This window comes from Mesorhizobium sp. AD1-1 (assembly GCF_020164655.1).
GTDB classification, from domain to species: domain Bacteria; phylum Pseudomonadota; class Alphaproteobacteria; order Rhizobiales; family Rhizobiaceae; genus Mesorhizobium; species Mesorhizobium ciceri.
Genome location: NZ_JAIUGP010000011.1, coordinates 119,249 through 133,132, shown reverse-complemented (window position 1 = coordinate 133,132; position 13,884 = coordinate 119,249). Strand labels below are relative to the sequence as shown.

Sequence of the window (13,884 nt, the reverse complement as noted above, 5' to 3'; positions counted from 1 at the left end):
TTTTCAGAGATACAGCAGTCCTAGTCCGTGGCCAGGAGGCGGTCCAGCAGGCGATCCGCTGCCTCTGGAATGACTGTGCCCGGCGGGAAGATCTCGGCAGCGCCGGCTTGCCGCACCGCGTCATAGTCCTGCGGTGGGATGACGCCGCCGGCGACGATCAGCATGTCGCCGCGGCCGAGCTTTTTAAGCGCGTCGCGCAGTTCGGGGATCAGCGTCAGATGTCCCGCCGCCAGCGACGAGGCGCCGACGATGTGGACGTCCTGTGCGACCGCCAGCCTGGCGATCTCATCCGGTGTCTGGAACATCGCGCCGACGGTGACGTCGAAGCCGAGATCGGCGAAGGCCGTAGCGATGACCTTCTGGCCACGGTCGTGGCCGTCCTGGCCCATCTTGGCGACGAGAATGCGCGGCTTGCCGCCGGTCTTCTTCTCGAAGGCGTCAAGCTTGTCCTGCAGCCCGTCGACCACGGGATGATCGCCGAGCGCCTTGCGATAGATGCCGGAAATGGTCTGCACCGTAGCGACGTGGCGCCCAAAGGCTCTTTCCAACGCGAATGAAATCTCGCCGACCGTGGCATTGGCGCGCGCGGCTCGGAGGGCGAATTCCAGCAGGTTTTCATTGCCTTGCGCGGCACGGGTCAGCGCATCGAGTGCGTTTTCGACGGCGGCGACGTCGCGCGTGCCCTTCAGCCGTTGCAGCTTCGACAATTGCCGGGCCCTGACCTCGGCATTGTCGATCTTCAGCACGTCGACCTCGATGTCGGTCTCGGGCCGATGGGCGTTGACGCCGACCAGCATCTGCTCGCCGGAATCGATCCGCGCCTGCGTGCGCGCGGCAGCTTCCTCGATGCGCAGCTTGGGAATGCCCTGTTCGGTCGCCGCCGCCATGCCGCCGAGCGCCTCGACCTCCTCGATATGGGCAAGAGCGCGCGCCGCCAGATCATGCGTCAGCCGTTCAAGATAGGCCGAACCGCCCCACGGGTCGATGATGCGCGTGGTGCCGGATTCCTTTTGCAGGATGAGCTGGGTGTTGCGGGCGATCCGCGCCGAATGGTCGGTCGGCAGCGCCATCGCCTCGTCGAATGAATTGGTGTGCAGCGATTGGGTGTGGCCCTGCGTTGCAGCCATTGCCTCGATCATGGTGCGGACAATGTTGTTGTAGGGATCCTGCGCCGTCAGCGACCAGCCAGAAGTCTGGCAATGGGTGCGCAGCGACAACGAGCGCTCGTCCTTGGGCGAAAAATTCTTCTGCATCAGGGTCGCCCACAACAGGCGCGCGGCCCGCAGCTTGGCGACTTCCATGAAGAAATTCATGCCGATGGCCCAGAAGAAGGACAGGCGCGGCGCGAAGCGGTCGATGTCGAGGCCGGCCGCGACGCCGGCGCGGGCATACTCGATGCCATCGGCGATCGTATAGGCGAGTTCAAGGTCGGCCGTCGCGCCGGCCTCCTGCATGTGATAGCCGGAGATCGATATCGAATTGAACTTCGGCATGTTCTTCGATGTGTACGAGAAGATGTCCGACACGATCCGCATCGAGGGCTTTGGCGGATAGATGTAGGTGTTGCGGACCATGAACTCCTTTAGAATGTCGTTCTGAATGGTGCCGGCGAGATCTTTCTGCGCAACGCCCTGTTCTTCCGCCGCTACAATATAGAGCGCCATGATCGGCAGCACCGCGCCGTTCATCGTCATCGATACCGTCATCTCGCCGAGCGGAATGCCGTCGAAGAGCTGCCGCATGTCGAGAATGGAATCGATGGCGACGCCAGCCATGCCGACATCGCCGGCAACGCGCGGATGATCGCTGTCATAGCCGCGATGCGTGGCGAGATCGAAGGCGACCGACAGGCCCTTTTGACCAGCGGCAAGGTTGCGTCGGTAAAATGCGTTGGATTCTTCGGCGGTCGAGAAGCCGGCATATTGCCGGATCGTCCAGGGCTGCTGGACATACATGGTCGGGTAGGGGCCGCGCACGAAGGGCGGCAGGCCGGGATAGGTGTCGAGATGCGGCAACCCCTTGAGGTCGCTTTGATTGTACAGATGCTTGGCGACGAGCCCTTCCGGCGTGGTCCGCTGGCCTTTGACCTCGACGGGAGCGCGGCGTGGCGGGACCCAGCCGATTTGGCCGAAGTCCGGGATCAAGAGCCGGCTCCGATCGATTGGTCGATGCGGACTGGAAACAGCGCCTCGCAGACGGCAACGCCTTCGGTGAAGGCCGGCCGCCGTTCCGCCGCCAGCGTCTCGACCGGACGTTCGTCTTTCGATGGATAGAGCGTGGTGCCGATGATGGCCCGTTGGCCTGTGCGGTAGGCTGCATTGCGCTGCTCCGCAGCTGCGTGGACGCGCTTCTGGATGCGTCCGTCCTGAAGGCTGGACAGGACACCGCCCTCGGCTTCGATCGTCTGCAATTCCGCCCAGGCCAACTCGCACAACTCAGCGGTCAACGCCTCGACGGCGCCGGAACCATAGGCGGGATCGGTGACATGATCGATATGGCTTTCATTGGCCATGATCAGCTGCGTGTTGCGGGCAACACGACGGGCAAAACCCGCCGGCAGACCATGCGCGATCGTGTGCGGCAGGATGGAGATCGAATCGGCGCCGCCGCACGCCGCGGCAAAGCATGCAATGGTGGTGCGCAGGATGTTGGTCTCCGGATCCATCGCCGTCATCATGCGAAACGACGTCTCGGCATGGATATTGGCGGTGGATGTCGGGATCGAACAAGCCTCCTGCACCCGCGCCCATAGCCTGCGCAGTGCTCGCATCTTGGCCGTCGACAGCAACTGGTCCTGGTCGACGCTGAGCGCAAAACCGATATGGGGTGCGGCATAGACAAGCGGCTGCCGCGCCGTCTCGAACATTCTGAGATAGGAGACAGCCGAAGCCAGCATGATGCCAAGTTCCTGCGCTTCCGTGGCGCCGGCATTGTGGAACACGCGCCCGTCAGCTTCCAGCAGCACGCCCGGAACGCCCATCGCGAAGAAGTGCGCCAGCGACTGTGGCATAGAGGCCTGCAGCGCCTCGATCGACATGCGCAGCCGACCGGTTCCCGCGAAGATCGCCGCTGGATCGATGCCGAAGGAGAGGTTGAGCTTTGCCGGGTCCGATCGCCGCTTGCTCAGGAACGCGACCAACCAGTCGGCCACGGCGCGGCTCCAGGGATGGGCGTCGATGCGAACCTGGATGCGGTTGAGCGGTATGCCGTCCAGCACTGCCTCCAGCGCCTCCGCCGTTCTCGGCAAGCCGTAGCCGAACGCGTTGGGTGCCCCTTCGAAGACCAGCGACAATCCCGTGGCACCCTGTGCAACATCCTCCAGCGCTTGGCTTCTGGCACGGTCGATGTCCGGATCGTCGATGCGCTGGCTGACGATCCATGGCGATTTCGGGTTTGTACGCACGATCGGTTCCGCCGCGGTGCTGCGGTCGTAGAGCGGTTCGATACGGATGTTGTCATCGCTGTGCGAGACCAGCTTTTCCTCGAAGGAAGCGCCTGCCAATGCCTTTTCCGCCAAGGCGAGCCATCGCTGACGCTCGGCGTTCTCGGGTTCCACATCCTGGATCAAGGCTCCGGCGCCCATCCGTCCTCCTCGTTTCATGCGGCCGCACCAGCCGGGAGCGGTTCAGTCTACGGTCCCCGGTCCGATATCGCAATGCAATGCGCTTTCAGAGACCGGACTCGATCCATCAGATATAGGTCAGTCCGCGTGGACGACGATTGCCAAACAGCGGCAAAATCCGCAAGCTCCAAAAACCCGATCTGAACGAATGGGGCCGATTTGGGCGAATGGCCCGGATTTGGACGAATGGCATTGTCGCTGTGCAATGGCCTCACTATACCTGCGGCAAGGCCACTGGCTTTAGACACATCAGTTTGCGGAGACCGGACATATGGCTGACGAGACCAGTATTTTCATCGGCGCCAGCCGCAAGCCCGACGACAGCTATCAGCGTGCCGAGCAGTTGTTGCTGCGATATGGGAATCGTCACGGCCTGGTGACCGGCGCCACCGGCACCGGCAAGACCGTCACCTTGCAGATCCTGGCCGAAGGATTTTCCAACGCCGGCGTGCCGGTGTTCTGCGCCGACATCAAGGGTGATCTGTCGGGCATCGCGATGATGGGCACGGCACAGGATTTCCTCGTCAAGCGGGCCGAACAGGTCAAGCTCGATCCGTATGACTTCCAGGAATTTCCCGTTATCTTCTGGGACTTGTTCGGCGAGCAGGGTCATCCGATCCGCGCCACGGTCTCGGAAATGGGGCCGTTGTTGCTGTCGCGCCTGATGAACCTGACCGAGGCGCAGGAAGGCATCATGAACATCGCCTTCCGCCTGGCGGACGAGGAAGGTCTGCTGCTGCTCGACATGAAGGACCTGCAGGCGCTGCTCGCCAACATCGCCGAGCGCGCCGACGAGATCGGCTCGCGCTATGGCAACGTGACGAAGCCATCGGTCGGGGCTATCCAGCGCACGCTGCTGGTCCTCGAACAGCAGGGGGCCGCAAACTTCTTCGGCGAACCGGCACTGCGTATCGCCGATATCATGCGCACCACCCGCGATGGACGCGGCGCCATCAGCGTGCTTGCCGCCGACAAGCTGATGATGAATCCGCGGCTCTACGCGACCTTCCTGCTATGGCTGATGTCGGAGCTGTTCGAGGTGCTGCCGGAAGTCGGCGACCCCGACAAGCCGAAGCTGGTGTTCTTCTTCGACGAGGCCCATCTTCTGTTCGACGAAGCACCCAAGGTGCTCATCGATCGCGTCGAACAGGTCGTCCGACTGATCCGCTCGAAAGGCGTCGGCGTCTATTTCGTCACCCAGAACCCTTTGGATATCCCTGAAAAAGTCCTGGCCCAGCTCGGCAATCGCGTCCAGCACGCGCTGCGCGCCTATACACCGCGCGAGCAGCAGGCAGTCCGGACGGCGGCCGAAACGTTCCGGCCAAATCCCGATTTCGACTGCATGACCGCCATTACACAGCTTGCCACTGGCGAGGCGCTGGTCTCGACGTTGGAAGCCAAGGGTGTTCCGTCCATGGTGCAGCGGACACTGATCCGCCCGCCATCCTCGCGGCTTGGGCCCATAACGGCCGCTGAGCGGCAAAAGCTGATCCAAGAAAGCCCGGTCGCCGGCCAGTACGATCAGGCCGTCGATCGCGAATCGGCTTTCGAAATGCTGCAGAAAAAGGCCAAGGACGCGCAGGATGCCGAAGAGCAGGCCCAGCAGGCCGGCAGCGGCGGCTCGCGCTGGACCATTCCGGGCTTCGGCAATGACGATCCCGCGCCGCAATCCGGTGGCAGGCGCACATCTGCACCGCGCCCGTCCAACCGCCAGACGGTCGCAGAGGCGGCGATCAAGTCGGTGGTGCGCTCGGTCGGCTCCTCGGTCGGTCGGGCAATCGTGCGCGGCATTCTGGGGAGCTTGTCGCGCGGGCGGTGACTGGAGGCAGCGGGCGCCGCTGCCTAGTCAGCTCAGAAAATCGAATTCGTGATCGCCTTGACCGGTCCAAGCAGCACCGAACCGTCCGGCACGCCGGCATCGATCGGGATCGCCTGTCGGTTGGCCGTCGCCACCATGGGTTGGCTGGCGTCGCTGGTCACGATGACCGGCGTCTTCGAGGGCACGCGATCATAGAGGTCGATAATGTCCTGGTTCATCAGACGCACGCAGCCTGACGACACCGACTTGCCGATCGAGCGCCACTCCGGCGAGCCGTGCAGACGGTAGAGCGTGTCGACATTGCCCTGGAACAGATAGAGCGCGCGTGCACCGAGCGGGTTCTTCAGGCCGCCGGGCATGCCGCCATTGTCGGCGCTGTAGGGTTTCAGTTCCGGCTGGCGGGCTATCATTTCGTCCGGCGGCGTCCATTTTGGCCATTTCTGCTTCCACTGAACGACGGCGTCGCCGGACCATTCGAAGCCGGCGCGGCCAAGGCCGACACCGTAGCGTATCGCCTGACCGCCTGGACGAACCAGATAAAGGAAGTGGCCGGTCGTATCGACGACTATGGTTCCCGGCTTCTGTCCCGTCGGGTCGGGAACGATCTGACGCAGGAATTGCGGATCGATCTTGTCGACTGGGATGGCCGGCAAATCGAAGCCGCCGTCGCTGACTGCTGCATACATCGTCACATAGTCCGCCAGAGGCGGCTCGACATAGGTTGGTGGCGGCGGCTCGACCGGACCCGGCCCGGTGGTGGCGCATGCGGAAACCGCGATCGAAGCGGCGCCCAGGGCTGCGGCATTGAGAAAGCCGCGACGGCTCAGGCGAAAAGATTCGATTTCGGTTATGGACATGGTTGCCTTCTTTAAGTCTCAAATCGCAACAAAGCGTGAATTCGCCGACAGTTACGCGGGTGCCTGACAACACCTGGGGCGATAGGCGGTTCCGATTCTGGCCCGAACGTGGGCAAAGAAAGGCGAAGCTGTGACCAGGCTGCTACTGTGGCGCCAGAGACACAGGTCTCTTAGCTGCCGGGCACAAGGGCTTCGAGCGACGGCAGGATCAGGGCCGGTGGGAAGTCCCGGTATTCTTCGGGCTGGTTGGAGCGGTTGATCCACACCGTGCGAAAGCCGAATTTGGTGGCGCCTGCAATGTCCCAGCGATTGGACGACTGGAAGGAAACCGCGCCGGGGTAGAGGCGCCAGCCGGTGGCGACCATGTCGTAGACCGCCGGATCGGTCTTGAAGCGCCGCACCGTATCGACGGAATAGATATCGTCCAGAACCTGGTCAAGCGCGGCGGATTTGACCGCCGCCTGCAGCATTTCGGGCGAGCCGTTGGACAGGATCGCCAGCCTCGCTCCCGAAGCCTTGAGCGCCTTGAGCACGGCCGGCACTTCCGGATAGCAATCGAGCCGCCAATAGGCATCCAGCAATATCGCCTTGAGACCGGCGTCGGCCGAGGGAACCTTGCGCAAGGCGAAATCGAGCGCCTGTTCGGTCAGTTGCCAGAAATCGGCATAGGCGCCCATCAGCGTGCGCACCCAGGAATATTCGAGCTGTTTGGCGCGCCAGATCTCGGACAGCAATTGGCCGTCCGGCCCGATCCGGTCGGCATGACGGCGTACGGCGGCATGCACGTCGAACAGCGTGCCATAGGCGTCGAAGACATAGGCGGCGTATTGCATGACAGCAGTTTTGAGGGCAGGCGCGACAAGGTGCAAGCTTTGATTGCATTGCGCCCCGGCACTGGCCTCAACAAAACTCCATGATGCCGGTTGACGGCGCCCGCCAAAGCATCTTCCAATGGCTGTCACACGAGACCGATTGAGACGGGACGAGATGATGACACTGGCGGCTGCGGCGCAATCCACGACATGGACTTTCGTCGACGGTGATTGGCACGAAGGCAACGTCGCCATTCTGGGGCCGCGCAGCCACGCCATGTGGCTCGGCACCAGCGTCTTTGACGGCGGCCGCTGGTTCGAAGGCGTGGCGCCGGATCTCGACTTCCACGCAGCCAGGGTGAATTCCTCGGCGATTGCGCTCGGCTTGAAGCCGAACATGAGCGCCGACAAGATCGTCGGGCTGACATGGGATGGGTTGAAGAAGTTCGACGGCAAGACGGCGGTCTATATCAGGCCGATGTACTGGGCCGAGCATGGCGGCTATATGGGCGTGCCGGCCGATCCCGCCTCGACGCGCTTTTGCCTTTGCCTCTATGAATCACCGATGATTCCGGCGACTGGCTTTTCGGTGACCGTGTCGCCGTTCCGGCGTCCGACCATTGAAACCATGCCGACCAACGCCAAGGCCGGCTGCCTTTACCCCAACAACGGTAGGGCCATTCTCGAAGCCAAGATGCGCGGATTCGACAACGCAATGGTGCTCGATATGCTGGGCAACGTCGCCGAGACCGGAACCTCGAACATCTTCCTGGTCAAGGACGGCCACGTCTTTACGCCTGCGCCGAACGGCACCTTCCTGTCCGGCATCACCCGCTCGCGCACGATAGCGCTGCTCGGCGAATATGGCTTCAGGACCACGGAAAAGACGCTGTCGGTGCGCGATTTCCTCGAAGCAGACGAAATTTTTTCGACCGGGAACCATTCCAAGGTGGTGCCGATCACGCGCATCGAGGATCGCAATCTGCAACCCGGGCCGGTGGCCAAAAAAGCGCGCGAACTCTATTGGGATTGGGCGCATTCGACTTCTGCTGTTTGAGCGGATAAAAAGGCGATCGACGCTTCATCCGGAGTTGTCCCAACCCATTCCAGACCTATCTTACTCCGGTATCGACACCGGATTTTTCCACGAGGGAGTACTATCCATGGCCTTTGAATTGCCCGCTCTGCCTTACGACTATGAGGCCTTGCAGCCTTACATGTCGAAAGAGACGCTGGAATATCACCACGACAAGCACCACAAGGCGTATGTCGATAACGGCAACAAACTCGCCGCCGAGGCCGGCTTGGGCGATCTGTCGGTCGAAGAGGTGGTCAAGCAGTCGTTCGGCAAGAATGCCGGCCTCTTCAACAATGCCGCCCAGCATTACAACCACATCCATTTCTGGAAGTGGATGAAGAAAGGCGGCGGCGGCAACAAGCTGCCGGGCGCCTTGCAGAAGGCAGTCGATAGCGATCTCGGCGGCTACGACAAGTTCAAGGCCGACTTCATTGCCGCTGGCACGACACAGTTCGGCTCCGGCTGGGCCTGGGTCTCGGTCAAGGATGGCAAGCTGGCGATCTCCAAGACACCGAACGGCGAAAACCCGCTCGTCCATGGCGCGTCGCCGATCCTCGGCGTCGATGTCTGGGAGCACTCCTACTACATCGACTACCGCAACGCCCGGCCGAAATATCTCGAGGCGTTCGTCGACAGCCTGATCAACTGGGACCATGTCCTGGAATTGTACGAAAAGGCGAAGTGATCGATTTCCAGAAGCCCCGGTATCACCCGGGGCTTTTCTTTTCTGCGTCCCGCAAGAGCAAAGGTCCGGCAAAAATCATCAGGGGGAAGGGAATTTTCCCTCTGTAGCATCCGTTGACGTCCTGTCCCGAAATGCCTTCATCATGGAGCCAATTGAATGAGAAAGCTTGTTATCGCCATCTCTGTGCTCGCACTCGCGGCTTCGGCGGCCTTTGCCGACCCGATCCTCGACCGGCAGGCACTGATGAAGGAACGTGGAAAGATCGTCGGCGGCCTGTCGAAAGTGGTCAAGGGCGAGGAGCCGTTTGATGCCGCCGCGGTGCTGACGGCGCTGCAGGCGCTGCATGCGAATGCCGAGAAAGTCGACGTAGACGCGCTGTTTCCGGCGGGCAGCGACACGGGCGGCGATACCACTGCGTCGCCGAAGATCTGGGAAGACATGGCCGGCTTCAAGGCCACCAACGCCAAATATGTCGCCGACGTCAAGGCCGCGGCCGCTGCCGCTCCTGCCGACGTTGATGCGTTGAAGGCGCAATTCGGCGCCATCGGCTCCGATTGTGGCACCTGCCACCAGACCTACCGGGTGAAAAAAGGCTGATAGCGGGCGATGTCCTGGCTAAAGAAACTCGTCGGCGCCATCGTCATCCTCGGCGGCGTCGGCGCGGTTGCCGGGTGGGTCGGGTCGGCGCCGGTGAGGCTCGACAGGGAGACCCTGGCCAAGCTCGGTCCTGGCGACGCAGCCAGGGGCAAGCGCATTTTTTATGCCGGCGGTTGTACATCCTGCCATGCAAAGCCGGGCTCACAGGGCGATGCGCGGCTTCAACTCGTGGGCGGTCTCGAGCTCAAGACGCCGTTCGGAACCTTCGTGCCGCCCAACATTTCGCAAGACGCCAAGGACGGCATCGGCGCATGGTCGGTCGAGGACCTCGCCAATGCCATGCTGAAGGGCGTGTCGCCTTCGGGCCGACACTTCTATCCGGCGTTTCCCTATGCGTCCTACGCGCGCATGAATCCGGCCGATATTGGCGATCTCTATGCCTTCCTCAAGACGCTGCCGGCCGTCGCCGGCAAGGCGCCTGCAAATTCGCTCGGTTTTCCCTTCAACATTCGTCGCGGCATCGGCCTGTGGAAATTGCTCTATCTTAGCGACCAGCCGGTCGTTCCATTTCCCGCTGGCACGCCCGATCCGGTCATGGCCGGCCGCTATCTGGTCGAGGGGCCGGGCCATTGCGGCGAATGCCACACGCCGCGCGACCTCGCAGGTGGTACGAAAAAGAACGTGTGGCTGGCCGGTGCGGTGGCTGCCGAAGGCAGCGGCGTCGTGCCGAACATCACATCGGGCGAGGGCGGTATAGGCGATTGGTCGGAAGCCGACATCGTCAACTACCTCGAAACCGGCTTCACGCCCGATTTTGATTCCGTCGGCGGCGCCATGGTCGACGTGCAGCGAAACATGGCCGAGCTGGCGCCGCAGGACCGTGCTGCCATCGCCGCCTATCTCAAGGCGATACCCGCGCATCCAAACGGCTATCCGGCCCGCAAGAGGGCGAACTAGTCTAGACCGAGTCTGCGGATGACAGGTGGCGGTCACCGAGAAAATCGAAGCCCGTTTCGAAGAAATGGTTGTAGTTGCAGGTCAACTCTTCGCCAGGCGCGATGTCGCGCAGCGCAAAACTCTCCTCGGGTGAGGAGACGTCGCAATTAGGCTCGTCGGCATGGTTCATGTAGCGCGCGTCGTCGGCTTCGAAGACGATGTAGTTCGGATCGCGGCGGTCAGGATAGGAGTAGCGGTCGAGATAGCTCTTCACCGGGCCGGCCGCCCGCTCATAAGTCTCGACCTCGATGAGCCGATCGAACCTTGGGTCTAACTTCCAGATCAGAGTACCGCGAGGAATGTGGTTCTTGGCAAAGACGCCGATTCCCTGGATGGGTGATTTGTCGAGATAGACGTCGACGAGCAGCATAATGAACCTTTACGCGATTGGAGGCTGTCAGGCCGGAAAAGCCGCGCACTGGGTAGCGCGCGGTCGTCGCAATTGCGAGTGAAAATGAGCGACGGGAGCTTCAAAAAGTCCTGACACCCAGCCCTCTGGAAAGGGTGCGTCGATTATCGTCCAGAGTCAGCGTTGCTGCAGCGCCAGACGGACGCCCAAAGCGCAGTAGATGCCGCCGACAACTTTGCCCTGCAATCGCAACACCGACGGATTTCGGCGCAGGAACGTGCCGAGCCGGCCAGCGCTCACGGCAAAGACGACCGTGCTGAAAAGGCCCAGTATGACGAAGATGACCCCCAACACGGTCATCTGAAGCATCACCGATCCGTTTTCAGGCCGCACGAACTGAGGCAGAAAAGCGAGGAAGAACAGAGCGGTCTTGGGGTTGAGCACTTCGGTCAGGACAGCCTGTCGAAACGCCTTGCCGGCGGAGATCGCGAGCGCACCGGCCGCCGGGTTGGCCGGTGTTTTCTCGATGATCGCGCGAATGCCGAGATAAACCAGGTAGGCCGCGCCGATGTACTTGATGACGCTGAACAGCGTCGCCGACGCGGCGATGATCGCCGAGATGCCGATCATGGCCATGACGGTATGAAAGACGTCGCCGGCAGCGATCCCGGCGCCCGTCGCGATGCCGACCTTGGTTCCGGAACTCGTTGCCCGGGCGATCGTCAGCAGGGTGGCGGGGCCTGGAATGAAGACGAAGCCGAGCACGACCGCGATGTAGGCGATCAGGGTGGTCAGGTCGATCATTGGTTGGTTGCTCCCGTAAGCTGCGCCTTGCCCATCACTTTCAGCGCGAAGGAATAGGTGTAGGCGATCTCTTCCAGCCGCGAAAACCGGCCGGAAGCGCCGGCATGGCCGGAATCCATGTTGATCTTGAACAGAACCGGATTGTCGCCGCTCTTGCGGTCGCGCAGCCGGGCCACCCATTTGGCCGGTTCCCAATAGGTGACGCGCGGATCGGTGAGACCGGCCAGCGCCAGGATCGGCGGATAGTCGTGATCAGAGACATTGTCATAGGGCGAATAGGCAGCGATCGTCCGATAGTCGTCGGCGGACGCGATCGGGTTGCCCCATTCGGGCCATTCCGGCGGCGTCAGTGGCAGGGTCGCATCGAGCATGGTGGTGAGCACATCGACGAAAGGAACCTCGGCGACGACGCCGCCAAAACAATCCGGCGCCATGTTGGCGACGGCACCCATCAGCATGCCGCCGGCCGAACCGCCTTGCGCGACGATACGGTCATGCGCCGTGTAACGCTCCGTGACCAGATGGCGCGCGACGGCGATGAAATCGGTGAACGTGTTCATCTTGTTCTCCCGCTTGCCGTCATCGTACCAGCCATAGCCCTTGTCCTTGCCGCCGCGAACGTGAGCAATGGCGAAGACAAAGCCGCGGTCGACCAGCGAGAACCAGTTGGTGTTGAAGGCGGCCGGCACGGTGATGCCATAGGAGCCGTAGCCGTAAAGCAGGCAAGGTGCGGATCCGTCCAGCGGCGTGTCGCGATGATGCAAAAGCGAGATCGGCACCAGTTCGCCATCGCTGGCCGGCGCCATCAGCCGCCGCGTGACATAATGGTCCGCATCATGGCCGGACGGCACTTCCTGGGCCTTCAGCAGCACCCGCTCGCGGGTGCGCATGTTATAGTCGAACACCTGCGCGGGCGTCGTCATCGACGAGTAGGAAAAGCGCATGATCTCGGTGTCGTACTCATAGGAACCCGACAGGCCGAGCGAGAAGGCCTCCTCATCGAGGGACAGAAGATGCTCCTCGCCGCTGATACGGTCGCGCACCACAATGCGCGGCAGGCCTTCCTTGCGTTCGAGCCGGACCATGTGGTCCCTGAAGCCGATCACCGACAGGATCAGCCGGCCGGGCTCGTGCGGCACCAGTTCCTGCCAGTTGGCGCGCACGGGATCGCTCGCCGGCGCCGTCATGATCTTGAAGTCCTTGGCGCCGTCGGCATTGGTCAGGATGAAGAAGATATCGCCGCCTTCTTCCAGCTCGTATTGAAGGCCAACCTCGCGCGGCGACACCAGTTTCGGTTCGGCAGACGGATCGTCGGCGCGCATCAGGCGGTATTCCGAAGTCTCGTGATCGTTGATGCCGATCATGATCCATTCGTTGTTGCGGGTGCCGTCGACATTCATGAAGAAGCCGGGATCGGTTTCCTCATAGATCAGCCGGTCGCTGTCCGGGCTGTCGCCCAGCGCATGGAACAGTACCTTGGACGGGCGATGGTTGGGATCGAGACGCGTGTAGAAGAAGCCGTCATTGCCTGCGTTCCAGACGCCTGAACCGCCGGTGTCGGGGATCTGGTCGGCAAGCTCTTTGCCATCGGCAAGGTCACGCACGCGAAGCGTGTAGAATTCGGAGCCCTTGTCGTCGAATGCCCATAGCAGCTTGGCGTGGTCGGCCGAATGGTCCACACCGCCAAGACGGAAATAGGCCTTGCCCGCGGCCTCCGCATCGCCATCGAGCAGGATATGCTCGGCGCCGCCGTCGCGCGACATGCGGAAATAGCGCGGCTGCTCGCCACCAAGTTTAAAGGACGAGCCGTAGGCATAGGGCCCATCCTTCATCGGCACGGAAGAATCGTCTTCCTTGATACGGCCCTTCATCTCCTTGAAAAGCTGCTTTTGCAGTTCGACCGTATCGGCCATCAGCTTCGACTGGTAGGCATTCTCCGCCTCGAGTTCTGCGCGGATCCCCGCATCGAGCAATGACGGGTCGCGGAACATCTCCTGCCAGTTATCGGCCCGCAGCCAGGCATAGTCGTCGGTTCGCGTGATGCCGTGATGCGTGTCGGAAACCGGCCGCTTCTCGGGCGTTGGCGGGCTGACGATCGGAAATATGGATGTCTTTGTCATTGCGTCTCGCTTTGCCAGTATCTTCAATGGGCCAGTATCTTCAATGGGCCAGTATCTTGAAGGGCCATCTCGAATGGAGAAATATCTTGAATGGCAAATGAACACGCCGATCAGGGCAGGTTCAAGAGCCGGAGCGTATGGGTTG

General features: G+C 61.9%; 12 protein-coding genes. 5 read left to right on the top strand and 7 right to left on the bottom strand.

Going from position 1 to position 13,884, the window contains the following annotated elements; genetic code table 11:
* Window positions 1-20: 20 nt before the first annotated feature.
* Entirely contained in the window at window positions 21-2,144 is a 2,124-nt protein-coding gene (gene scpA / locus LB519_RS20855) for a methylmalonyl-CoA mutase (protein ID WP_224621037.1), read from the bottom strand.
* A complete protein-coding gene (locus tag LB519_RS20850; protein ID WP_024505548.1) occupies window positions 2,141-3,583 on the bottom strand; it encodes a methylmalonyl-CoA mutase subunit beta in 1,443 nt (480 codons plus the stop codon). Before LB519_RS20850 ends, scpA begins: the two co-directional genes overlap by 4 nt.
* A gap of 310 nt (window positions 3,584-3,893) precedes the next feature.
* Here LB519_RS20850 and LB519_RS20845 point away from each other — a divergent pair, with 310 nt between their 5' ends.
* Window positions 3,894-5,441, top strand: a complete 1,548-nt coding sequence (locus tag LB519_RS20845) for a helicase HerA-like C-terminal domain-containing protein (RefSeq protein WP_013532671.1) — start codon at window positions 3,894-3,896, stop codon at window positions 5,439-5,441.
* A gap of 32 nt (window positions 5,442-5,473) precedes the next feature.
* Here LB519_RS20845 and LB519_RS20840 read toward each other — a convergent pair whose 3' ends face one another.
* Both LB519_RS20840 and LB519_RS20835 read right to left on the bottom strand, forming a co-directional pair.
* Window positions 5,474-6,298, bottom strand: coding sequence for a L,D-transpeptidase (locus LB519_RS20840; protein WP_013532670.1), 825 nt, complete (start codon window positions 6,296-6,298; stop codon window positions 5,474-5,476).
* Between the two features lie 170 nt (window positions 6,299-6,468).
* Window positions 6,469-7,131, bottom strand: coding sequence for a haloacid dehalogenase type II (locus tag LB519_RS20835; protein ID WP_224621036.1), 663 nt, complete (start codon window positions 7,129-7,131; stop codon window positions 6,469-6,471).
* A 157-nt stretch (window positions 7,132-7,288) separates the two neighbouring features.
* On the opposite strand from LB519_RS20835, the gene LB519_RS20830 reads away from it, so the two are divergent.
* From LB519_RS20830 to LB519_RS20815, 4 genes are all read left to right on the top strand, one after another.
* A complete protein-coding gene (locus LB519_RS20830; RefSeq protein WP_024505546.1) occupies window positions 7,289-8,167 on the top strand; it encodes a branched-chain amino acid aminotransferase in 879 nt (292 codons plus the stop codon).
* 106 nt (window positions 8,168-8,273) lie between these two features.
* Window positions 8,274-8,873, top strand: coding sequence for a superoxide dismutase (locus LB519_RS20825; RefSeq protein WP_013532667.1), 600 nt, complete (start codon window positions 8,274-8,276; stop codon window positions 8,871-8,873).
* Between the two features lie 156 nt (window positions 8,874-9,029).
* Window positions 9,030-9,470: a c-type cytochrome gene (locus tag LB519_RS20820; RefSeq protein WP_027162990.1), complete on the top strand. Its 441-nt coding sequence runs from the start codon at window positions 9,030-9,032 to the stop codon at window positions 9,468-9,470.
* A gap of 9 nt (window positions 9,471-9,479) precedes the next feature.
* A complete protein-coding gene (locus LB519_RS20815) occupies window positions 9,480-10,427 on the top strand; it encodes a cytochrome c (protein ID WP_224621035.1) in 948 nt (315 codons plus the stop codon).
* Between the two features lies 1 nt (window position 10,428).
* Here the strand turns inward: LB519_RS20815 and LB519_RS20810 are convergent, their stop codons facing one another.
* From LB519_RS20810 to LB519_RS20800, 3 genes are all read right to left on the bottom strand, one after another.
* Window positions 10,429-10,836: an SET domain-containing protein gene (locus LB519_RS20810; protein WP_224621034.1), complete on the bottom strand. Its 408-nt coding sequence runs from the start codon at window positions 10,834-10,836 to the stop codon at window positions 10,429-10,431.
* A 156-nt stretch (window positions 10,837-10,992) separates the two neighbouring features.
* The gene (locus tag LB519_RS20805; protein WP_224621033.1) at window positions 10,993-11,619 is read right to left on the bottom strand and encodes a LysE family translocator; all 627 of its coding nucleotides are present in this window, start codon (window positions 11,617-11,619) and stop codon (window positions 10,993-10,995) included.
* Window positions 11,616-13,739, bottom strand: a complete 2,124-nt coding sequence (locus LB519_RS20800) for a S9 family peptidase (RefSeq protein WP_224621031.1) — start codon at window positions 13,737-13,739, stop codon at window positions 11,616-11,618. The genes LB519_RS20805 and LB519_RS20800 overlap by 4 nt, the downstream gene beginning before the upstream one ends.
* Between the last annotated feature and the right edge of the window lie 145 nt (window positions 13,740-13,884).

Bases quoted from the DNA above. Each gene is read 5' to 3' on its own strand.
- LB519_RS20845 (WP_013532671.1), top strand. From the start codon at position 3,894: ATGGCTGACGAGACCAGTATTTTCATCGGCGCCAGCCGCAAGCCCGAC.
- LB519_RS20830 (WP_024505546.1), top strand. From the start codon at position 7,289: ATGACACTGGCGGCTGCGGCGCAATCCACGACATGGACTTTCGTCGAC.
- LB519_RS20835 (WP_224621036.1), bottom strand. From the start codon at position 7,131: ATGCAATACGCCGCCTATGTCTTCGACGCCTATGGCACGCTGTTCGAC.
- LB519_RS20825 (WP_013532667.1), top strand. From the start codon at position 8,274: ATGGCCTTTGAATTGCCCGCTCTGCCTTACGACTATGAGGCCTTGCAG.
- LB519_RS20800 (WP_224621031.1), bottom strand. From the start codon at position 13,739: ATGACAAAGACATCCATATTTCCGATCGTCAGCCCGCCAACGCCCGAG.
- LB519_RS20840 (WP_013532670.1), bottom strand. From the start codon at position 6,298: ATGTCCATAACCGAAATCGAATCTTTTCGCCTGAGCCGTCGCGGCTTT.
- LB519_RS20810 (WP_224621034.1), bottom strand. From the start codon at position 10,836: ATGCTGCTCGTCGACGTCTATCTCGACAAATCACCCATCCAGGGAATC.
- LB519_RS20805 (WP_224621033.1), bottom strand. From the start codon at position 11,619: ATGATCGACCTGACCACCCTGATCGCCTACATCGCGGTCGTGCTCGGC.
- LB519_RS20820 (WP_027162990.1), top strand. From the start codon at position 9,030: ATGAGAAAGCTTGTTATCGCCATCTCTGTGCTCGCACTCGCGGCTTCG.
- LB519_RS20850 (WP_024505548.1), bottom strand. From the start codon at position 3,583: ATGGGCGCCGGAGCCTTGATCCAGGATGTGGAACCCGAGAACGCCGAG.
- LB519_RS20815 (WP_224621035.1), top strand. From the start codon at position 9,480: ATGTCCTGGCTAAAGAAACTCGTCGGCGCCATCGTCATCCTCGGCGGC.